Raw genomic sequence first — 20,795 nt, 5'->3', positions numbered from 1 at the left:
TAAGGGGCATCGGCGATGCCCCGAAGGAGGATTATTTCGCGGCGGCGCTGCGCCATTGTTTAATAAACTGCAGACGTTTTTGCGGCTGTAAATAATCCAGCAGCGTTTCGTTGACCGGGATCGGTTTTAACGCTTTGCCCAACAGCGCGGTCATACCATCGATATCATTTTTACCTTCAATATCGCGACGAATAGAGGGAATATCCGCCTGGCTGGCGAGGATCTGCTGGCCTTTTTCCGACAAGACATAGTCGAGCCACAATTTTGCCGCATTGGGATGTTCGCTCTCCTGGCTAATAAACGAAACGCGGGAGAGCACCAGCACGTAATCTTTCGGATAGGCAATGCCTAAAGAGGGATCGTTTTTCGCCCGCGCTTCGGCATAGGAGCCAAGAATGTTATAGCCGATCAGGTTTTCGCCAGAGGAGACGCGCTCCATCATCGTGCCGGTGGAAGACTGCACCGTCAGGCCGCCTTTGGCGATATTCGCCAGGTCGGTAAAATAGTTCGCGTCGGCCTGGCTGTCCTGCACCGCCAGCATAAAGCCGAGGCCCGATTTTTCGATGTCGTAGGTGGTGACTTTGCCTTTAAATTTATCGGCCTGGCTGGCGATCAGTTTTGCCAGCGCGGTATGCGAATCCGGAACCTCATTCTGCGGGATCAGCCGTTTGTTATAGATAAACACCACCGGCTCGTAGGTGGTGCCATAGGCTTTCTGCTGCCAGACCGCCCAGTCGGGTAATTGCTTCACCTCCGGCGAGGCATATTGTTCCGCGTATTCGGTAGCTAATTTCAGCGCGGTATCCATCGACGAGCTCCACACCACGTCCCCGCTGCCGCCCCCGGCGGCCTGCTCGCTGATATAACGGTTATACAGCTCGGTGCTGTTCATGTCGTTATATTCGACTTTGACGCCCGGATATTGCGCTTCAAATCCTTTAATTAACGGCCCGGCCGCTTTGGTATCGGTGGTGGAATAAATAACCACCTTGCCCTCTTTTACGGCGGCATCCACCGTTTTTTGATAATCCGCGGGATAGCCCGCAGGCACCTCCGCCCAGGCGGCACAGGCGAAAACGGCCGTCAGTGAAACCACTAAACCACTTATTTTCTTATACATGATACCAACCTTTAATCATCAATTAATAAGCACAAATTTAACATATAGTGGTATCAGCTCCCCTTGCAACGCCGGGGATGGCTTTTTTCTGGCTTTTGTGACACTGGCAGAATTTAAAAATGTGGTGTTTATGGCGTTAATTAAAACGCGATCCCGGCCCCGTTTTTTATCGCCTGTCGCCTGTCGCCTGTCGCCTGTCGCAGACGCAGACGCAGTGACATTCCGCCGGGAGATGCCGCCCTTGACCTTCTGCGCCTGGCGGCGCAGCATAAAACGGCAAACATAACAAAATAACAACAGACTACAGGAGAGAATCAGTGCCTACAGGACACCGCTTTCTGGCGACGGATCTGCATCAGTTTGTCGTCTCACTGTTTACCCATCTCGGCAGTACCCCAGGAGAAGCCACCCTCGTCGCGGACCATCTGATCGCCGCCAATCTTGCCGGGCATGACTCCCACGGCGTCGGGATGATCCCAAGCTACGTGAAATCCCACGCAGGTGGTTTTCTGCAGCTCAACCGCCACGCCACGGTGACCAAAGACGCCGGCGCCGTGGTCACCCTCGACGGCAACGCCGGCTTCGGCCAGGTGGTCGCCCACGAAGCGATGCAGTTAGGCATTGAAAAGGCGAAGCAGCATGGTATGGCGGCAATCGCCCTGCGCAATGCGCATCACGTCGGGCGCATCGGCTACTGGGCCGAGCAGTGCGCCGCCGCCGGGCTGATCTCCATCCACTTCGTCAGCGTGATTGGCGACCCGATGGTCGCCCCGTTCCGCGGGAAGGACAGCCGCTTCGGCACTAACCCGCTGTGCGTGGTGTTCCCCCGCGCGGGCCATCCGCCGCTGCTGCTGGACTACGCCACCAGCGCCATCGCCTTTGGTAAAACCCGCGTCGCCTGGCATAAAGGCGAAGCCGTGGCCCCTGGCTGCCTGATCGACGCCGCGGGCCGACCCACCACCGACCCGGCGGTGATGCAGACTTCGCCGCTGGGCGCCCTGCTCACCTTCGCCCAGCACAAAGGCTATGCCCTGGCGACGCTGTGCGAAGTGCTCGGCGGCGCGCTCTCCGGGGGGCAAACCACCCATCAGGAGAGCCTGCAGACCAGCGTCGACGCCATCTTTAACTGCATGACCACGGTGATCCTGAGCCCGGACGCGTTCGATGCCCCGGACAGCCAGGCGCAGACGGAGGCCTTTATCGCATGGTGCAAGCAGTCGCCGCACGATGCCGATGCCCCGGTGCTGGCGCCCGGCGAATGGGAGGCCGCCAACCGCGAAACGCGGCTGGCGCAGGGGATCCCGCTGGATGCCGGCAGTTGGCAGGCTATCTGCGCCGCCGCGCGCGACGTCGGCCTGAGCGAATCGCACTTCGACCGGTGCCACCCTCTCGCCTAGCCACGTTTACCCCCGCAGAGCGTCTGACGTCGGCGCTCTGCGTCATCGTCATTAGTGACGAGGTCACGTTCCCGTCATCACACCATTTTAATTTTCACATGTAAATCAACAAATTAAATTCTGGCACAAGACCTGCATAGCGCAGCAGGCCTGCGTCTGCATCACGACCAGGCGTTACCGCGATCGTTGCCCGTCGGGCCCGGCGCGACAGCGATCCTCTGTTCACTGTTAACAGGTCTGTTACTGATGAAAAAAATCACGAGCGTGTGCCCCTACTGCGGGGCGGGTTGCAAACTTAAACTGGTTGTCGACAACAATAAAATCATTCGCGCGGAAGCCGCCGACGGCGTCACCAACCAGAACCAGCTGTGTCTGAAAGGCTACTACGGCTGGGATTTTCTTAACGATACGCAGCTCCTGACGCCCCGTCTCAAACAACCGATGATCCGCTACCAGAAAGGCGGCGCCTTCACGCCGGTCAGCTGGCAGGAGGCGATTCGCTATACCGCCAGCAAGCTCAGGGAGATCAAAGAGAAGCATGGCCCGCGCGCCATCATGACCACCGGCTCCTCGCGCGGCACCGGCAACGAAACCAACTATGTGATGCAAAAGTTCGCCCGCGCGGTGCTCAACACCAATAACGTCGACTGCTGCGCCCGCGTCTGCCACGGCCCCTCTGTCGCCGGGCTGCAGCAGGCGCTGGGCAACGGGGCGATGAGCAACTCGATCAGCGACATCGAAAACTCGAAATGCCTGCTGGTCTTTGGCTACAACTGCGCCGACTCCCATCCAATCGTCGCCCGCCGGGTGATCAAAGCCCGGGAAAACGGCGCCAAAATCATCGTCTGCGATCCGCGGCGCATTGAAACCGCGCGCATTGCCGACCGTCATCTGCAGCTCAACAACGGCAGCAACATGGCGCTGGTGAATGCCTTCGGCTATGTACTGCTGGAGGAGGAGCTGTACAACAAAGCCTATGTCGAACGCTATACCGAAGGGCTGGATGCTTACCGCGAAGCGGTGAAGGATTATGCCCCGGAAGCGGTGGAAGCGATTGTCGGGGTCAGCGCGCAGGCGATCCGTGAGGCGATGCGCATCTTCGCCGCCGCCCCTTCCGCCACTATTATGTGGGGCATGGGCGTCACCCAGTTTGGCCAGGCGGTGGACGTGGTGCGCGGTCTGGCAAGCCTGGCGCTGCTCACCGGCAACCTGGGGCGGGCGAACGTCGGCGTGGGGCCGGTCCGCGGGCAAAACAACGTGCAGGGCGCCTGCGATATGGGCGTGCTGCCGAACCTGTTCCCGGGTTATCAGGAGGTCATCGACCCCGCCGTGCGGGAGAAATTCGCCGCCGCCTGGGGTGTCGACCCGGCGCTGATGGATGACCAGGTCGGCACCCGCATCACCGAGGTGCCGCATAAAGCGCTGACTGGCGAGATCAAAGCCTACTACATCATGGGTGAAGATCCGCTGCAGACTGAAGCCGACCTCGGCCTGGTGCGCAAAGGCATCGAGGCGCTGGACTTTGTGGTGGTGCAGGACATCTTCATGACCAAAACGGCGGAAATTGCCGATGTCCTGCTGCCGGCCACCTCCTGGGGCGAGCACGGCGGCGTATTCACCTGCGCCGACCGTGGGTTCCAGCGGTTTGAACAGGCGATCCCTCCGGCGGGGAATGTGAAGCGCGACTGGGAGATCATTAGCCTGCTGGCCAGCGAAATGGGTTATCCGATGCACTATGAGAACAACCAGCAGATCTGGGACGAGATGCGCGAACTCTGCCCGCTGTTCTACGGCGTGACCTGGGAGAAAATGGGCGATATGGGCCATGTCCAGTGGCCATGCCCGACCCTCGACCACCCCGGCACGCCGTGGCTGTATAAAGACAACCGCTTCGATACCCCATCGGGCAAAGGACAGCTGTTCGCCACCGCCTGGCGCGCGCCGGCGGAGCGCCCGGATGACGAGTGGCCGCTGGTGCTCTGCACCGTGCGGGAGGTGGGGCATTACTCCTGCCGCTCAATGACCGGCAACTGTGCCGCGCTGCAGTCGCTGGCCGACGAGCCGGGACGGGTGCAGATGAATCCGTTGGATGCGCAACGACTGGGGATCGCTGACAAACAGCTGGTGTGGGTCAGCTCCCGGCGCGGGAAGGTGATCACCCGCGCCGACCTCAGCGATCGCATCAATCCGGGGGCGGTCTATATGACCTATCAGTGGTGGGTGGGCGCCTGCAATGAGCTGACCCAGGATAACCTCGATCCGATCTCCAAAACACCGGAAACCAAATACTGTGCGGTGAAAGTGGAAGCGATAGCCGACCAGCAATGGGCGGAGCGCTACGCCTGGACGGCCTACAGCGATATGAAGGCGCGACTGAAAGCCGCCGCCGACGTCTGACCTCAGGGAGCGCGCCGCGCTCCCTCTGCCGCTGCCGGTGGGTTACGCCGCCGGCAGCTGTTTCTCCACCAGCGCCACCCACATGGCCACCCCGGGACTAATCAGCGCATCATTAAAGTCATAGCTGGCGTTATGCAGCGGCTTCGACGGGGTTTCGCCGTCGGTGCCTATCCAGAAATAGGCTCCCGGACAGGCCTCCAGCATGCAGGCAAAATCTTCGGAGGCCATCGACGGCGCCTGGTTCCAGCGCACCGCTTCCGCACCGAGGGTGGCGACGGCCACCTCGCGCACCTGCTGCGCCTGCAGCGCATGGTTTTTGGTCACCGGATAGCCCGGGAACCAGCTAATCTCACCCTGCACATCGGACACCTGCGGCTGGGTCGCCACATAGCTTTCGATAAGCTCGCGCACGCGGGCGCGAACGCGATTGCTCAGGCAGCGGAAGGTACCGCGCAGCACCACGGTGTCCGGCAGGACGTTGATCGCCTCGCCGCCGTTTATCTGGGTGATACTGACCACCGCGGAATCCTGCGGCGACAGGCGGCGGGAAGGAATGGTCTGCAGCGCCATAATCAGCTGCGCCGCCGCGACGATCGGATCGGCCCCGCTCTCCGGCATCGCCGCATGACAGCTCTTTCCGCGCAGGGTGATCTCGAAGGCGTCCAGCGAGGCCATCATTGCGCCATCGCTGAGCGCCACTTCGCCAAGGGGGATCCCCGGCCAGTTATGCAGCGCGTAGATGGCGTCCATCGGGAAGCGCTCGAACAACCCCTCTTCCACCATTTTGCGCGCGCCGCCGAGGTTCTCTTCCGCCGGCTGGAAGACAAAGTGGACGGTGCCGCTGAACTGGCGGGTCTGCGCCAGATGGGCGGCCGCCGCCAGCAGCATCGCGGTGTGTCCATCGTGGCCGCAGGCGTGCATCACCCCGGGACGGCGCGAGCGATAGCTGACGCTCCCCAGCTCGGTGATCGGCAGGGCGTCCATATCGGCGCGCAGGCCGATGACCGGCCCGGGACCGTTTTCCAGCGTCGCCACGACGCCGGTGCCGGCCAGCCCGCGGTGTACCTGCAGCCCAAACGAGGCCAGCAGCTCTGCAACGCGGCGCGAGGTCTCCTGCTCCTGATATCCGAGCTCGGGCGCGGCGTGAAATTCACGTCGCCAGCCAACGGCTTCGGCGATCAGTGACGGCGATACGGCCATGTATTACTCCTTTCCTGCATAGCGTAATGCTGAATAATCGGTCATGCGTCGCGTTTTTTCCCCGTCGCTCACTGGCGTCGGGTCGCTGCCGCTCCCTCCGTTATATCCTGTCGTTAACACGCTGACAACGTCACGAAATGCGGCGGCGGCGCGGCGTACAGCCCTGTCGCCGCCCGGCGGTCCTTTTTTGGTAGTGATTTCAACGGTGACAACGGCCAGGCGATTAATTATTATGCAACTCAGGACGGCAATTTGCCGAAGGATCCACTACTGACCTCTCCGTCATCGGAAATAAAATGTTTAACCCAGACCAGAATCGTCTTGCCCCCACGCTGGCGATGATCATGGCCGCGTCGCTCGTGGGATTTATCACCGGCTATACGGTGCCGTTAATCAGTCTTGAGCTGGCGCAGCAGCAGATCGCGCCGCTGTACGTCGGCCTGCTGGCCGCCCTGCCGCCCGCCGGCATGATGATCTCCTCTTTCCTCTCTCCTGCGCTGTGCCGGCGCGTTGAAATGGGCGTGCTGCTGAGCGGCAGTCTGATCCTGCTGGCGCTGGCGACCATCGCCTCATGCATGACCACCGATATGACGCTGCTTTTGCTGCCGCGCCTGCTGACCGGCCTGGCCTCCGGGGTCATTATCGTGCTGGGCGAAAGCTGGATCACCGGCGGCGCGGCGGGCAGCCAGCGCGCCACCCTCACCGGCATCTACGCCTCGGCCTTTACCGGCTGCCAGCTGGCCGGGCCGTTACTGATCTCCGTCGGCCCCGCCTGGCAGGCCTCGGCGCTGATGGCGATCGTCGCGGTCACCGCCGTCTGCCTGCTGATGCTGCGCCATCTGCCCACTGGCACCCGCGAAAGCCTTGGGGAGCGCGCCAGCTGGCGCAGCCTCGGCGCTTTCCTGCCGGTACTTGCCTCCGGGGTCTTCTGCTTCGCCTTCTTTGACGCCAGCATCCTTGCCCTGCTGCCGCTGTACGGCATGGACAAAGGGCTGAATGAAGGGATGGCGGTGCTGCTGGTCACCGTGGTGCTCACCGGGGATGCGATGTTCCAGACCCCGCTCGGCTGGCTGGCTGACCGGGTCGGCATTCGCCGCGTGCATCTGTCCTGCGCGGTAGTCTTCAGCCTGTCGCTGCTGGCCCTGCCGCTGATGCTCGGCTCGCGCATTCAGCTGATGGCCATTTGCCTGCTGCTGGGCGCCGCCGCGGGCGCGCTTTATACCCTGTCGCTGGTGCGGGCGGGGAAAACCTTCAATGGGCAGAAGCTGATTATGATTAACGCCCTGTTCGGCTTTTTCTGGTCCGCCGGCAGCGTCGCCGGGCCGGTAGTCAGCGGCATGCTGATCGGCATCACCGGCTACGATGGCCTGATCGTCACCCTGGTGGCCAGCGGCGTGCTGTTCCTGTTGATTCAATGTCTATGCAAAAACGAGAAAACCCTGCTTGCCAGTGAGCAGGAAGAGGAGATGGACGAGGCGACGGAGTCCGCACGGTAGTTTTGAGGGTGGGTGCGATGGAACGATGGTGTCAATCGAACATGTTGTAGAGCTGCATGCCCTCACCCTGCGCCTGGGAGAAGGTGCTCTGGTCACCGACCGCAGTATGCCGACGGGGTTGCCAGAGTCTGCGAAAGAGAGCGGAATTCGCCGTGAATACGGTAACAAGCTTGTCAGTAAAAAGATCCCCAACGAGCCTTTGAGTACAGCCGTTTTTGATACCCTCACTTACCTCTTAGACAAGAGGTAAGATTTTTCTGGCCTTCTCAACGTCGTCCACGTATGGAGTAGTCAACGGTACCTTGCAAATTATGTCAGGTCGGTCATTTCCTGCCTTACCGTCGCAACTCTAGCATGGTATATCAATCGTTTACTGCTGTTGGGGCGGTGTGCAGAGCCACTGCACACTAAAATACCTCATGCATCGATAACAATATCACTCGCCGGTACAGACTGGCAGGCAAGGCACAGGCCGTCGTCGGAAACTGTTTGTTCGGTGAATGAACCAATAGCGCCTTCTATCACTCTCACAGCGCAGCATTCGCACTGTCCGGCCCGGCACCCACCGGCCATAGGGATCTGGTGTTTTTCCCCCAGCTCCAGCAATGTCCCTGCTGCCGGCGTCCACAGCACCGTCACTCCTGAACGTGCAAAAACTACCTTGTAGCTGTCTTTAAGCGAGGTAATACGTGGCACAGGAGGGGCAAACATTTCTTTAAAGATATCAAAGGCAAATACGCCCCGCTCCCGTAGCCCCCCCTCAAGCGCAGAGACCATCGGACCCGGGCCGCAGAGATAAAAACGCGCACGATTGCTAACCAATTTTTCATCAATAAGCGCAGCGGTGATCATTCCAGTATGCTGATAACTCTTCCCCTGTTCGTCACCAGGTCTCGGATTATCGTAGACATTAACGATGTTAAGCCTCGGAAGTCGTTGTGACAATATCTCAAGTTGTTTCCGGAAAGCGTGGCTCTGGCTGTTGCGGTTACCATAGTATAACCACAGCTCTGGTCCTTCGTGAGTCATGTCCAGCGAGCTTAGATAACTGATGAACGGTGTGATACCTATCCCTCCGGCGATCATTACTACCGGAGCAACGCTGTTGGTTGGGATCACAAAACTGCCATCAGGGGCTGTCAAAGCGACTTCATCACCAACCTGCAGATTTTGATGAATAAAAGACGACATCTCTCCCTGTTGCTGGTGCTTCACTGAGACGGTAAAACATGCTTTGCGCCCAGGCGCGTTACTTAGGGTGTATGCACGGCACATGCTCTCGGGTTTGCCCTTCGGAAAGACCCGCAGGATAACTGCCTGACCAGCCTGCCAGTCCGGCAATTGCGCCCCGTCCACCGGGATAAAACTGACGCTGCGTACATCCGGCGTTTCCTGAACGATATCGCTGACTATAAACCGGCGCTCCCCTTTCCAGGCCAGTGCATCAGCCACCTTACGTACCGAGCAACGCATTGCTCTGAGGGGAACGGAGCCACTTATCCTGTCCACAGCCATATAGTTAATCAGCAGATTATAATTGCTGCTTTCTTCACCTTTTATCGGAAGCTCAGGTTTATTCAAATCAGGACACCCTTGCCACCAACCATATTCAGCGATCACCACGTCGTCATGAATGGCGTTGTCAATTTTGGCTCTGAAACGACCCCGACCAGCAGGGGTAATGATTTCAATCCAGTCTCTATTATCGATATCTGCATTGTCAGCTACTGCCCTGCTGACAATGGCCGTTGGATCCGGTGATTTTCGACGCAGGCTGACCAGGCTACGATGCTGGCTGTGACAAAATAGAGCGTTCTTCATGGTAGTCAGGCGCAGCGGGAAGGCATCCTGATTTGGTGATTCCTCAATATACTGCGGTACCGGCGAATACCCGTGCCGCAGCAAGCGCTCGCTGTAAATTTCTACCTTACCGGTCTCGGTGGCAAAGCCGCGTGGTTTATTGTCCGGACCATCACGCAGGGCATATTTTTTCTCATGATTGACGATATGCGTGGTGATCCCGCCGGGATGTGCACGGAGCATTTCCAATGTGAGGCCGGAGGGCTTAAGGATATGATTAAATCCCGCATCCGTATCGCCGCAAAAGAAATCGTCCCCCATTCCCATTTTACACGCCAGACGAAACACTATCTCGTAATCGGCCAGGGAACCCCCTCGAGGCGTTACCAGTTGCGGACGTAGCTGAATATGAGCATCGGCACGTTCTGAGATTTCAAAACCGATTTTCAGCGCTTCGTGCTCCCAGAGAGTGCTGGCGGGCAACAGGATATCGGCGAAGCTTGATGTAGGGGTAATAAAATGGTCACAGTGAACATGAAACTCAAGCTGCTTCAGTGCGGCGATAGCGGTATCCACATTACCATGGGCAGACAGCATGTTTGAACCAAAGCAGACCAGCCCCCTTACTTTGTAAGGTTTATGTTCCAGGATGGCACGATGTAAATCGGCTGTCGTGACATAACCACTTGCCGGCGGACCCAGTGGACGTTCGCTGAGTCCAAGCGCTTTTTGTCGCTGTGATTCAGGCAATAACGATAACGGATTAACGGCATTGAACGGAGGTTTCGCATAAATTCGGTTGCTGCCGCGGGTATCGAACGCCCCGGTCAGTGCGTACAGGATGGCAATAGCTCGCTCTGTTTGCGTGGCGTTCTGGCTCTGAGCAATCCCTACCCAGGCATGGTACGCAATGCGTGATGAACGCCGAATTAACGCCATGGCAGCCTGTTGTTTTTTTATAGAAACACCGGTCACTGTCGCCACATGTTCAAGGGTGTATCCGGCAACCGCCTGACGCAAAACCTCCAGTGCCGGGGTACATACCGCCGTTTCACCGTTAGCAAGAGGCAGCGAATAGCGCCCTACCAACGAGGCTCGCTGATAAAAAACCTCATCACCCGCCACTGCATCTGTACAACAACGCGCTATGTTATCCACGCTGTCCCAAAGTAAATAATGGTTGGTTACAGCATCTGAAGTAATGTCCCGCTCACGTAGCAGCCGTCCCGAGTCTTCATTAACCAGCAGAGGTGCATCGGTCCAGGTCCTGACAAACGCCTCGTTATACCCCTCTTCCAGCAACTGACGTATAAACCCCATGGCAAGCACTGCGTCAGTACCTGGGTTGATGTTAAGCCAGACATCAGCGTCGCGAGCAAATTCTGTGTGCCGAGGGTCAATAACCAGCATTCTGGCACCTTTCTTACGCCCTTCACCAATGGCGCTGGCCTGTGCCAGCCATGTGGCGGCCGGATTGTTACCCCACAACATAATCAGTTCCGCATTACTGTAATCGGCAGCCGGCGTTATGCAGCCAAAAGTGAAAGTGTGGGCGGTATCTTTATGCCAGTTACATACTTCAGTGCTGTAGCAGGTATTAGGGCTGCCGTAGTGGCGCACAAAACGTTCAATCCACTCCACACTGTCGATAATTGGGGTCCCACTAGGCGTGGTTACCCCAAACGCTACCGATTCTGCACCACTTTCCGTTTTAAACTGCGTTAGCTTTTCAGCAATCTCTGTCAGAGCCTTATCCCAGGAAATACGTTTCCAGCCGGGATCCGCAGCCCCTTTCTCCCGCGTCCGGCGCAATGGCCATAGAACCCGGGCTTCGCTATAAATCAGTTCCGGGGCCGCTTTACCTTTCAGACAAACCGCGCCTCCAGTAGGGTGATCTTCATCAGGGCAAACAGATACCAGCCGTCCGTCAATGATTTCATTTAAGGTTCCACAACGCGAACGACAGAGCGCACAATACCCTGGGACAAAATGTTCAGACATGCCAATTACCTTTGTATTTGAGTCAACAGCCGGGTAGCCAGGTACAGACATTTGAAATCGTTCTCTGGCAAGGTAGAGCTGTTTCTCCGGAAGTTAAAGTTAATTAATAAATGAATAAATAACGTGCCCATAATGAGCAAAAAAAAGTCGTTATCAGAAGTTACACTGAACAGATGAATTAATGCCCCCACGACCGGAGAGAAAGCGCCGTCCAGCTTCATGTATTTTCTGTAGTTCTTTCTCTTGTTATCAATCCATTTTTATTGCTTACTACGCAGTTATTCTCTTCTCCTTACCATCGCTATCTTTCCCGGGCACATAGTCCTTGTATTCTCCAACTCTGTCGGAGGAGATTTACCGACAAATAAGACATTCACTCTTAATAAGGTCCAGAATAGAAGTCATCTCTACCAATGATAGCTAATCCCGGTATCCAACTTGTCCGCGCAATCCACCCCCGCCGCCCTGTCTCGCGCATTGTTAAATTTATAATCGACGAAAACCTGCATATTCTTATTAAAATAGTAGCTGAACCCTAGCTCTTCATAATCGAGAATTTGAGTTCGTCTGCCAGCAACTGTTTGAGTCAGTCGGGTATAACTGATATCCGGCTGGAATTTGTTGGTCAACATATATTTTGCCAGTGCTTCATAACTTATGGATGATGTATTGTTATCCCGAACCTGAGGATTGATGGCGTTGTTACTTTGAGTCATCACTGTTGCCAGATACAGTTTTCTGCTGTTGTAGTTTAGCCCTTCCGCGAAGGTGCGGATGTTCTTCTGATAACCTGCATTCTGTTGCTGGTAAAAGGTCGTTGCGGAAGAGGAAGCTGAAAATAGCGCACTTAATTCTGGTGTGAAGTACCAGATCAGAGAAGCGCCATAACCATTGCCATTTTGCTGCTTTATAGTTCGATAGTCATTATTACCCTTAAACTGATACTGCAACGCCATCTTTAATGGATGCTGGAAAAGTGTTATTTCTTTACGCCATGTCATCAGATTAAGAGCACGGCCACGCATAAAGTTGTCGATGTAGTTATAGGACATCTCCCGAAAGAAAGGTGAGCGATCAGTCAACGAAGTCACATCGTACAATACGCCCCAATTGCGGCCAATATCCAGACTTCCCCAGTCGGGATTATCAATACCTATAAATGCCAGTCGAGTGGCGTTTCTGCTGGCATCTGATGCACTCACCGTATATTCCCATTGGGCGTAAGCTTGCCAGCGTCTGGCGAGATCTTTTTTTCCGGTTAACCCAAAGTAGAGATAGCTCCGATCACCATCGTCTTTTACAGTATTGCTGGTAAAACGTCTGGCGATAATTGTGCCGTAAAAATCGAGTTTTTTTCCATCCTGGTTCATAAGGTTAACCGCCAGTACACCTGGTGAGAAAAGTAGTGACAACGCGACAAGACAGTAGCGTGAAAATTGCAATGTCATGATAAATGCCCCAAAAGATGCCTCGGCATCTGAATAGTTGTAGGGAGAAAAATTTACCGGGACATATGCTCAGTGCTTCCTTCCAGTAAAATGTGAGGATATTGTTATGCTGAAACTGTTTGTTTATGACTAAAGTAGCTAACAACGCCGTTAGTAATGGCGGAAGCAATTTTGTGGCGAAATGCAGTAGTGCCCAATAATCTCTCCTCTTCCGGGTTAGTAATAAATGATGTCTCTACCAGGACAGAAGGAATGTAAGGAGATTTAAGAACAACAAAAGCAGCTTGTTCTGTCTGGTTTGAATGCATATGGTGAACAGGTGAGATGTGACGAACAATATGTGAGCCCAGCAGCAGGCTCTCTTTAATTGTCTCTGTCTGTTCAAGATCGAAAATTATCTTGTCCAGATATCTATCTTTATGGATGACGCTCTTACCGGCAACATCATCTGCAGCGTTCTCACTTTTAGACAAGTATTTGGCCATTGCACTACTAGCGCCCCGAGTTGAAAGAGCAAATACAGAGGCGCCGTGAGCCGCTGGGCTAGTGAACCCATCGGCATGGATGGACATAAACAGCGAGGCGTTATGCGCATGAGCAATCTGTACACGCTCATAAAGCGGAATGAACGTATCGTCTGATCGGGTCAGCACCCCCTCAATACCGTATCCTTTTAACAGATTTTTGACATTATTGGCTATTTCCAGCACAACATGTTTTTCCAGTGCCCCCTGATGACCCACGGCACCAGAATCAATACCGCCGTGCCCAGGATCGATCATTACCGTATATTTGCCACGGCCATGTGTTAGGGCTCCCGAATGAGGACTAATAATTGATGAGCGAGATTGTGCATAAGTAAACGGGCTAATGAGCGTATTTGCTGCGAGGGTGGCTAAGCTCGCAAGAAGTAGTTTCCGCCGGGTAATTTCGTAATCCAATGTAATAACCTCATACTGTAAATTTAAGTTATGTTATAACGTAACATTAAGCTCTAAATCGAGGTTTTGTATGTTATATACTGTTGCAGTAGGTTACTTTGTGTTTCCTGTACTCCAGTGAGCGACAGGCAGACAAAAGCTGCAATAAAACCTCAGAAAACAATATGCTGCTTGCGGAAACATCCTGATACACACCCTTTCAAAAGATAATCATTCTCATTTAATAAAGTTATGTTATAACATAATAAATCATTATAAACCCGCTCAGCAGGTCATGATGACCCCATTATTCAATGACGCTTCCTGGGGAGGAATTATGTCTACCGAACTCATTAAAGAAGAAAAACTAAATATTGGTGCCGTGTTAGCAGTTTCACTCAGTACTGTTATAGCAATGTTGGATAGTACGATAGCTAATGTTGCATTACCGGTTATTGCTAAAGATTTTGCCGTTTCCGAATCGTCGTCCATCTTGATCATTAATGCTTATCAGTTTGCAGTGATCGCCTCTCTGCTGGTATTTGCAGCTCTGGGGAGAAAAGTGGGTAACAAGCGCATTTTCATTATGGGGACCATCCTTTTTGCTTTCTCATCGCTGGGCTGTGCTCTCTCTGAGACGCTGAATATGTTGACTGTTTTTCGTGTCGTTCAGGGTTTTGGCGCAGCTGCAATTTTGAGCGTAAACGCGGCACTGATAAAAGATATCTATCCGGCCAGGCTATTAGGCCGCGGATTGGGGATAAATGTCATGGTCGTATCCGTTTCCGCAGCTGCCGGGCCTTCAATAGCCTCTGCAATCCTGTCCATCGCGAACTGGAATTGGTTATTTACAATTAACGTACCCATTGCCTGTATTGCCCTTGTACTGTGCATAGTATCACTGAAACCCAGGCAACGAATGGAAGCTCGGTTTGATAAAGCAGGAGGTGTTCTGGTCTTCCTGACGTTTATTTCGTTCTCGACGATGATGTTAGGCTTAACCAAAAATAATCTGATTGAAGTTGTCTTGAGTGCGATAATACTTATCATTCTGGCATTCATTCTGTATAGGGATCAGCGAAAAAAACAGGATTCGGCTTTGATTCCGGTGGCTATGTTCCGCAGTAAAACCTTTTCCTTGTCATTGTTGATGTCAATGCTGTCATACAGCACGCAACTGCTGGCATTTGTCTCTTTGCCTTTCTATTTCCACAATGTGTTACACCGCAGCGTGATTGAAATAGGTATGCTCTTAACAGCATGGCCACTGGCAACGATGTTGACGTCACTGATATCGGGTGATCTTATAAAAAAACATGATCCCAACCTGGTGGCGCTCTCAGGGTTATCATTATTGCTGGCAGGAACACTACTAATGACATGGCTGCCTGCGGCACCTACAAATTTACAGATCCTTTGGCGAGTAGCAATTTGCGGTTTTGGTTTTGGTCTGTTTCAGGCTCCTAATAATTATCTCATTATGACTTCAGTTTCCCATGAGAATAGCAGTATTGCCAGTGGGCTGTTAGGCAGTTCGCGTCTGGTAGGGCAAATCATTGGTTCGGCATTGGTAGCCATATTCATCAATATTTATGCGAGCCACGGTACTTCGATTAGTTTGTTCGCTGGGGCATTATTCTCGTTACTGTCTCTGACTGTCAGTTACTTTCGTTATAAATCTGAAAATCAAACTCAAAATTTCAATAAAAAAATTGTATGAGGTTCCCTTTGAAAATCAAATCAATTATGACAGTGTTGTTACTCATGATTTTTTCGGTACTCTCTGGCTGTTCAACCTATAATCCAGTCAGTCTACAAAAGAAAAGCATTGCGCCGGAAACAAATTACTATGAAGTTCACCCTGCGATATATGTCGGCGATCAGCTTAAATATGGTTTACTGAACGGAGAGCATGGCGAACTGACCGTAGCGAAAATTGAACCAACCCGCATAACGGGCGTAAACGGAAAAGTTCTCCCTTTTTCAGAATTAGCATTTCTGGAACGGAAGGAAATTTCAACAGGTAAAACTGCTGCATTAGTCGGGGGTGGAGTGGCAGCGACAACGGTAGTTTTATTTTTAGCCGGTGTCACCATCATTGGTATAGGTACTGCGGCCGCTCTAACCTCATAAACGGAAATTTTAATCTACCGAGGCATTAAATATGGGAAACAATAGAGTTCTATTTGTATCATTTTTATCCATCATGCTTATTTTCCCTGTAGCGGGTTATGCTAAGAGTACATTGCAGGATCAAACAGGAACACGTGCAGAGAACGTCGCGAAGGCACCTGCGTTGAAATTTAACCGTATTGTCATTACCGGTAACTGTCCTTTTGGCGTCATCATGGCAAATAACCTGGCTTATAAGCATGTTGTGGGCGTAGGTCCATGGGCATTTTTGCACTCTAATATGAAAATCCTTAAAGATATGAAGCCGGATATCGCTCGTATCACAACAAACTTTATTAATAAAGACTATGTGGTTAATATGGAATCTTTACTGAATCTGAAGCCAGATATCATTTATTATTATGGTAAAAGTCAGGATGATAATCTTGAGCGAGCTGGTGTCCCTACAGTTAATCTTGATGAAGGTGGTGATACAAAATTCGAACCTGTTGAAACACAGGTCTACTGGGAGAATATGTATAATCAGACTTTGGGGCTTCCGCCAAGCCACAAATTTGCCGATGCCTGGAAGGCAACGCTCGCTATAGCGCAGCCTTATGTAAATAAGATTAAAGGACAGCATATTCGTGCACTTTATCTTGAACAAAGTGATGGCAAGCAACTTAAGGTAAGTGGGCCAAAAACCTATGGTGATACTTATCTCAAAATGGCAGGAATGGACAATGTTGCCAGTAACCTGGTTGTGAAAGGTGATGCCGGGAGATATATCGCTGTTTCGATGGAGCAAATCATTGAATGGAATCCTGATATTATCTTCGTTGTATTTGGTAGCGCTAAAGACATTCTTGACAATAAAAACCCCGGTCAGGACTGGCGTAATGTGAAGGCGTTCAAGAATAAAATGATCTTTTCCACACCGGTGGGGATACACAACTGGGGCGGGTTGACAGCCGAAACTGCTTTATTACCTTTATATATGATTAATAAATTCAACCCCAATTACATTAGTGACGAGAAAATGAAGGAATTTACACGTTTGCATTATAAAAAGATGTTTAACTATGCGATCCCTGATGCATTACTTGATGATGAGCTCAGCCAACATTAAATGTTGTGTTCAATAAAACAAATATTTCGGGATGACGATGCATGCAGAACAAAAAATACTTATTGGTAATGACAGTGTTGTTGGTATTACTCATTATTATATCAATTTCTTCACTTTTCATCGGACGCTATACGTTATCTTTTAGTGATATGCTAAGAGAATTAGTACACTATGATGGCAAGTACGGTCTGAGTACCGGACTTGCTGTTATTTCCAATCTCCGGTTGCCAAGAATAATTGCTGTCATGATGGTTGGAGCCGGGCTATCGGTAGCGGGATGTACCTATCAGGCTGTACTACGCAATGCGCTGGCGAGTCCGGATGTACTTGGCACATCTTCGGCGGCGGCGTTCGGTGCTGCTTTAGGAATTTTGCTCGGCCTCCCCTTGCAGTTAAGCGCGTTTTCTTCGTTCATGTTTGGCGTTGTTAGCCTGTTTTGCGTTATGGGCCTTTGCCATCTCAAAAAAAATCACAGCGAACTAACCACTATTCTATCAGGTATTATTGTTGCTTCTGTATTCATGTCTTTTGTTTCAATTATTAAATACGTGGCCGATCCACAGGATCAATTACCAGCCATCGTATTCTGGTTAATGGGGAGTTTTGCTTCGCTGGTTAAAGGGCAAGTATATGAATTAATACCTCTGTTTGTGATTTGCTACCTGATAATCTACAGGCTCAGATGGAAAATGAATGTTTTATCACTCGGCGATGACGATGCCAGAATTGCCGGAATGAAACCGCAATCGCTAAAGGCCACATTGTTAATCACCGCCTCAATTCTGGTCGCCGCATCCGTCACGATTGCCGGTGTGGTTGGCTGGGTCGGTCTGGTGATCCCGCATCTGGTCCGGACGCTTGTCGGCTATAACCATGGAAAGCTTATCCCTGCATCTGCATTATGTGGAGCTCTGTTTTTACTGGTCATCGACAACCTGGCCAGAACAGTGACCTACGCAGAAATCCCAATTGGCATTCTGACTGCGCTAATTGGTGCTCCTCTATTTGCCGTACTCTTCATTATGAGTAATCGCTATGATCGAAGTAAATAATCTCACGTTTGCATTCAAAGGACGTAGCCCTACATTTGAAAACATCAGTTTCTCTTTGCCGGAGGGGGAAATACTGTGCATTCTGGGCCCGAACGGTGTGGGAAAAACCACGTTGCTTAAAACGATAACGGGACTGTACCAACCCTTAAGCGGCACATGCCATATCGGAGGAATAGACGGTAGAAAGGCCCGTCTGGCACATGTACCGCAGGCAAGGCACATTCAATTTTCCTATAGTGTACTTGATTTTGTTTCATTTGGACGTCCGTTATGCGGTGGTATATTACCCTCTCCCGGAAGCAAGGACCTTGAACAATCTGCACAGATGTTGGCCGATCTTGGTGTTTCATATCTTGAGTCTAAAAACATTAACCAGATTAGCGGCGGTGAACTGCAAATGTGCTATATCGCCAGAGCACTGGTTTCTGAACCAGACATCGTGGTACTTGATGAGCCTGAATCCAATCTGGATTTCAATAACCAGGCACGTATTATTAAGTTATTGCAACAACTATCGCGAGAGAAGAATGTCACTATCATTCTTAACACGCATTTTATAAATCATGCAAACAGTATTGCGGACAAATGTTTGTTGATGAAGAGAAAGGAGTATTTTTTTGGTAATAAAGAGGTGGTTCTCCAGGAGGAGCGTCTTGGTGAATATTTCAATGTCCCCGTAAAACGGTGCTATTTTGAGCATAGAGGTGTGCAAGAGGAGTCATTTGTGATTGCATTATAAATGACAGATAGTGAACATTAAGAATAACCGCTCTATTACCTCGTTATCATTTTCAGGAATGTTGTTTAACTATGTTTTATATTTTTACATCCACACAAATTCAAACGCAACTGAAACCATTTCAATCAAGGGTAGTTTTAAATTGGCTTCAAAAAGATCGCCTTTGTAATAAACAATAGTAACCAATAATATTATTAACTTGCGTAATTATTTCAAGGAGCCATGGAATTTAAATTTATTACACTACCTGGCGTTCTAACGACCGGCCCGATTCCTTAGCCGAGGTTATCTAATAAATTATTTAACCACCACTTTATTATCTCTTGATAATATGCCACAAACAATAACATTGAGGTTAAATTATGAAACATAAAATTCTTTTTTATCTGATGCCGGTTATGTTAATACCGGGTGCTGTAAATGCAGCGGAAATCTATAACAAAGACGGAAATAAATTAGATATTTACGGTAAAATTGCCGGCTTACACTACGTCTCTAAAGATAAAAATGCTGATGGCGATCAATCATACGTTCGTAGTGGCTTTAAGGGCGAAACGCAGATCAATAATCAAATCACGGGTTACGGCCAGTGGGAATACAACATTCAGGCAAACAACACCGAGAGTGCCAGCAATCAATCATGGACTCGTCTGGCTTTCGCCGGCCTGAACTTTGGTGACGCCGGATCGTTTGACTATGGACGGAATATTGGCGTGGTCTACGATATAACCTCCTGGACTGACGTCCTTCCCGAGTTCGGCAGTGACGGTAGTAACGGAACCTATGATTCCGATAATTTCATGCAATCCCGTGCGAATGGACTAGCTACATACCGGAATAGTGATTTCTTTGGGCTGATCGATGGTCTTAATTTTGCTCTGCAATATCAGGGAAAAAATGGTAGCACTAGCGGCGAAGATGCTACCAATAATGGTCGGGGCGCACTCAGTCAGAACGGTAACGGATTCGGTACTTCCGTCACCTATGATATCGGAGATGGTTTTAGCGCAGGTGTCGCCTACTCTCATTCCAGACGTACTGATGCTCAGAACAAGCTAGCTGTTGGACGCGGCGATGACGCTGAAACTTATACGGGCGGGCTGAAGTACAATGCGAACAGAGTCTATCTTGCTACACAGTTCACGCAAACCTATAATGCCACTCAGCTGAGGGGGAATGGCGGACAGGATTCCATTAGCGGTTTTGCTAACAAAGCGCAGAACCTGGAAATGGTTGCTCAGTATCAGTTTGACTCGGGCCTGCAACCCTCCATCGCGTACTTACAATCTAAAGGGAAAGATATTGAAGGTTTCGGGGATCAGGATTTATTGAAGTATATAGATGTTGGTACGACATATAACATCAATAAAAATATCTCGACTTATGTTGACTATAAAATAAACCTTCTTAAGGACAACGACTTTACACAACGCGCCGGAATATCAACAGATAACATTGTTGCCGTCGGATTAGCATACCAGTTTTGACACTCTTATCACCCAGTTCAACCTCTTATAGGTTATTATAGGGGTTCGAAAAAGGATAAAAAATGAGAACGCAGAAAAAATGTCTTGCATATGTCTCTATTGTGGTTGATGACTACGATGAGGCTATCGAGTATTACACAGAAAAACTTGGGTTCATGCTTATAGAGGATACACCTCAACCGGGCAAGCGCTGGGTTGTCATTTCACCAAACCCAGAAAGCGATTGTCATTTGTTATTATCAAAAGCATCTAATGAAACGCAGCAGGCCTTTATTGGCAATCAGTGTGGTGGGCGTGTTTTTCTGTTTCTACAAACCGATGATTTTTGGCGGGATTACAACTCAATGAAGGCTGCTGGCGTACATTTCAGTGAAGAGCCGAGAGAAGAAGAATATGGTACCGTAGTGGTCTTTGAAGATCTATACGGTACTCGTTGGGACTTACTGCAAAAAACCTGACAGTAGTCATTCCCAGGCATGGATATTCTCCATGCCTGA

General features: G+C 51.3%; 16 protein-coding genes. 11 read left to right on the top strand and 5 right to left on the bottom strand.

The window, feature by feature from the left end:
* Window positions 1-31: 31 nt before the first annotated feature.
* Window positions 32-1,120: an ABC transporter substrate-binding protein gene (locus R0140_RS11360; RefSeq protein ID WP_004203017.1), complete on the bottom strand. Its 1,089-nt coding sequence runs from the start codon at window positions 1,118-1,120 to the stop codon at window positions 32-34.
* A 317-nt stretch (window positions 1,121-1,437) separates the two neighbouring features.
* Here R0140_RS11360 and R0140_RS11355 point away from each other — a divergent pair, with 317 nt between their 5' ends.
* Both R0140_RS11355 and fdhF read left to right on the top strand, forming a co-directional pair.
* Complete coding sequence (locus R0140_RS11355; protein WP_032741099.1) at window positions 1,438-2,517, top strand: malate/lactate/ureidoglycolate dehydrogenase; 1,080 nt, start codon at window positions 1,438-1,440, stop codon at window positions 2,515-2,517.
* 246 nt (window positions 2,518-2,763) lie between these two features.
* Window positions 2,764-4,914 carry a formate dehydrogenase subunit alpha gene (gene fdhF / locus R0140_RS11350; protein WP_117122278.1) on the top strand — a complete coding sequence of 717 codons (2,151 nt, stop codon included), beginning with the start codon at window positions 2,764-2,766 and terminating at the stop codon, window positions 4,912-4,914.
* 42 nt (window positions 4,915-4,956) lie between these two features.
* Here fdhF and R0140_RS11345 read toward each other — a convergent pair whose 3' ends face one another.
* Window positions 4,957-6,114 carry a M20 aminoacylase family protein gene (locus R0140_RS11345; protein WP_008804517.1) on the bottom strand — a complete coding sequence of 386 codons (1,158 nt, stop codon included), beginning with the start codon at window positions 6,112-6,114 and terminating at the stop codon, window positions 4,957-4,959.
* 296 nt (window positions 6,115-6,410) lie between these two features.
* Here R0140_RS11345 and R0140_RS11340 point away from each other — a divergent pair, with 296 nt between their 5' ends.
* A complete protein-coding gene (locus R0140_RS11340) occupies window positions 6,411-7,610 on the top strand; it encodes an MFS transporter (RefSeq protein WP_012541437.1) in 1,200 nt (399 codons plus the stop codon).
* A 25-nt stretch (window positions 7,611-7,635) separates the two neighbouring features.
* The gene (locus R0140_RS11335) at window positions 7,636-7,860 is read left to right on the top strand and encodes a hypothetical protein (RefSeq protein WP_032735839.1); all 225 of its coding nucleotides are present in this window, start codon (window positions 7,636-7,638) and stop codon (window positions 7,858-7,860) included.
* Window positions 7,861-8,027: 167 nt separating this feature from the next.
* On the opposite strand, the gene R0140_RS11330 is transcribed toward R0140_RS11335, so the two are convergent.
* The 3 genes from R0140_RS11330 to amiA form a co-directional block, all read right to left on the bottom strand.
* On the bottom strand, window positions 8,028-11,411 hold the full coding sequence (locus tag R0140_RS11330; RefSeq protein WP_023322796.1) for a molybdopterin-dependent oxidoreductase: 3,384 nt from the start codon (window positions 11,409-11,411) through the stop codon (window positions 8,028-8,030).
* A 407-nt stretch (window positions 11,412-11,818) separates the two neighbouring features.
* Entirely contained in the window at window positions 11,819-12,859 is a 1,041-nt protein-coding gene (locus R0140_RS11325) for a porin (protein WP_032735841.1), read from the bottom strand.
* Window positions 12,860-12,963: 104 nt separating this feature from the next.
* Window positions 12,964-13,800 (bottom strand): N-acetylmuramoyl-L-alanine amidase AmiA, encoded by an 837-nt coding sequence (gene amiA / locus R0140_RS11320; RefSeq protein WP_176600875.1) that lies wholly within the window; start codon window positions 13,798-13,800, stop codon window positions 12,964-12,966.
* 316 nt (window positions 13,801-14,116) lie between these two features.
* Between amiA and R0140_RS11315 the strand changes: the two genes are divergently transcribed.
* From R0140_RS11315 to R0140_RS11285, 7 genes are all read left to right on the top strand, one after another.
* The gene (locus R0140_RS11315) at window positions 14,117-15,499 is read left to right on the top strand and encodes an MFS transporter (RefSeq protein WP_046620180.1); all 1,383 of its coding nucleotides are present in this window, start codon (window positions 14,117-14,119) and stop codon (window positions 15,497-15,499) included.
* Window positions 15,500-15,507: 8 nt separating this feature from the next.
* On the top strand, window positions 15,508-15,912 hold the full coding sequence (locus R0140_RS11310) for a hypothetical protein (protein WP_032736176.1): 405 nt from the start codon (window positions 15,508-15,510) through the stop codon (window positions 15,910-15,912).
* A 31-nt stretch (window positions 15,913-15,943) separates the two neighbouring features.
* Window positions 15,944-17,020 (top strand): ABC transporter substrate-binding protein, encoded by a 1,077-nt coding sequence (locus R0140_RS11305; RefSeq protein WP_023322801.1) that lies wholly within the window; start codon window positions 15,944-15,946, stop codon window positions 17,018-17,020.
* A 41-nt stretch (window positions 17,021-17,061) separates the two neighbouring features.
* Window positions 17,062-18,072: a FecCD family ABC transporter permease gene (locus R0140_RS11300; RefSeq protein WP_023340318.1), complete on the top strand. Its 1,011-nt coding sequence runs from the start codon at window positions 17,062-17,064 to the stop codon at window positions 18,070-18,072.
* The gene (locus tag R0140_RS11295; protein WP_032735846.1) at window positions 18,056-18,811 is read left to right on the top strand and encodes an ABC transporter ATP-binding protein; all 756 of its coding nucleotides are present in this window, start codon (window positions 18,056-18,058) and stop codon (window positions 18,809-18,811) included. The genes R0140_RS11300 and R0140_RS11295 overlap by 17 nt, the downstream gene beginning before the upstream one ends.
* Window positions 18,812-19,173: 362 nt before the next feature.
* Window positions 19,174-20,298, top strand: a complete 1,125-nt coding sequence (gene ompC / locus R0140_RS11290; RefSeq protein WP_023322804.1) for a porin OmpC — start codon at window positions 19,174-19,176, stop codon at window positions 20,296-20,298.
* Window positions 20,299-20,360: 62 nt separating this feature from the next.
* A complete protein-coding gene (locus R0140_RS11285) occupies window positions 20,361-20,756 on the top strand; it encodes a VOC family protein (protein ID WP_023322805.1) in 396 nt (131 codons plus the stop codon).
* Window positions 20,757-20,795 lie beyond the last annotated feature (39 nt).

This window comes from Klebsiella sp. w6, assembly GCF_033100215.1.
In the GTDB taxonomy this organism is placed as follows: domain Bacteria; phylum Pseudomonadota; class Gammaproteobacteria; order Enterobacterales; family Enterobacteriaceae; genus Klebsiella; species Klebsiella variicola.
The sequence above is the reverse complement of the archived record's forward strand: the minus strand, read 5'-3'. Positions and strand labels throughout refer to the sequence as shown.

Excerpts from the sequence above, each read along its gene's own strand:
- R0140_RS11315 (WP_046620180.1), top strand. The coding sequence starts at position 14,117 with ATGTCTACCGAACTCATTAAAGAAGAAAAACTAAATATTGGTGCCGTG.
- R0140_RS11340 (WP_012541437.1), top strand. The coding sequence starts at position 6,411 with ATGTTTAACCCAGACCAGAATCGTCTTGCCCCCACGCTGGCGATGATC.
- R0140_RS11300 (WP_023340318.1), top strand. The coding sequence starts at position 17,062 with ATGCAGAACAAAAAATACTTATTGGTAATGACAGTGTTGTTGGTATTA.
- ompC (WP_023322804.1), top strand. The coding sequence starts at position 19,174 with ATGAAACATAAAATTCTTTTTTATCTGATGCCGGTTATGTTAATACCG.
- R0140_RS11360 (WP_004203017.1), bottom strand. The coding sequence starts at position 1,120 with ATGTATAAGAAAATAAGTGGTTTAGTGGTTTCACTGACGGCCGTTTTC.
- R0140_RS11345 (WP_008804517.1), bottom strand. The coding sequence starts at position 6,114 with ATGGCCGTATCGCCGTCACTGATCGCCGAAGCCGTTGGCTGGCGACGT.
- R0140_RS11325 (WP_032735841.1), bottom strand. The coding sequence starts at position 12,859 with ATGACATTGCAATTTTCACGCTACTGTCTTGTCGCGTTGTCACTACTT.
- R0140_RS11295 (WP_032735846.1), top strand. The coding sequence starts at position 18,056 with ATGATCGAAGTAAATAATCTCACGTTTGCATTCAAAGGACGTAGCCCT.
- R0140_RS11335 (WP_032735839.1), top strand. The coding sequence starts at position 7,636 with ATGGTGTCAATCGAACATGTTGTAGAGCTGCATGCCCTCACCCTGCGC.
- R0140_RS11330 (WP_023322796.1), bottom strand. The coding sequence starts at position 11,411 with ATGTCTGAACATTTTGTCCCAGGGTATTGTGCGCTCTGTCGTTCGCGT.
- fdhF (WP_117122278.1), top strand. The coding sequence starts at position 2,764 with ATGAAAAAAATCACGAGCGTGTGCCCCTACTGCGGGGCGGGTTGCAAA.
- R0140_RS11285 (WP_023322805.1), top strand. The coding sequence starts at position 20,361 with ATGAGAACGCAGAAAAAATGTCTTGCATATGTCTCTATTGTGGTTGAT.
- R0140_RS11305 (WP_023322801.1), top strand. The coding sequence starts at position 15,944 with ATGGGAAACAATAGAGTTCTATTTGTATCATTTTTATCCATCATGCTT.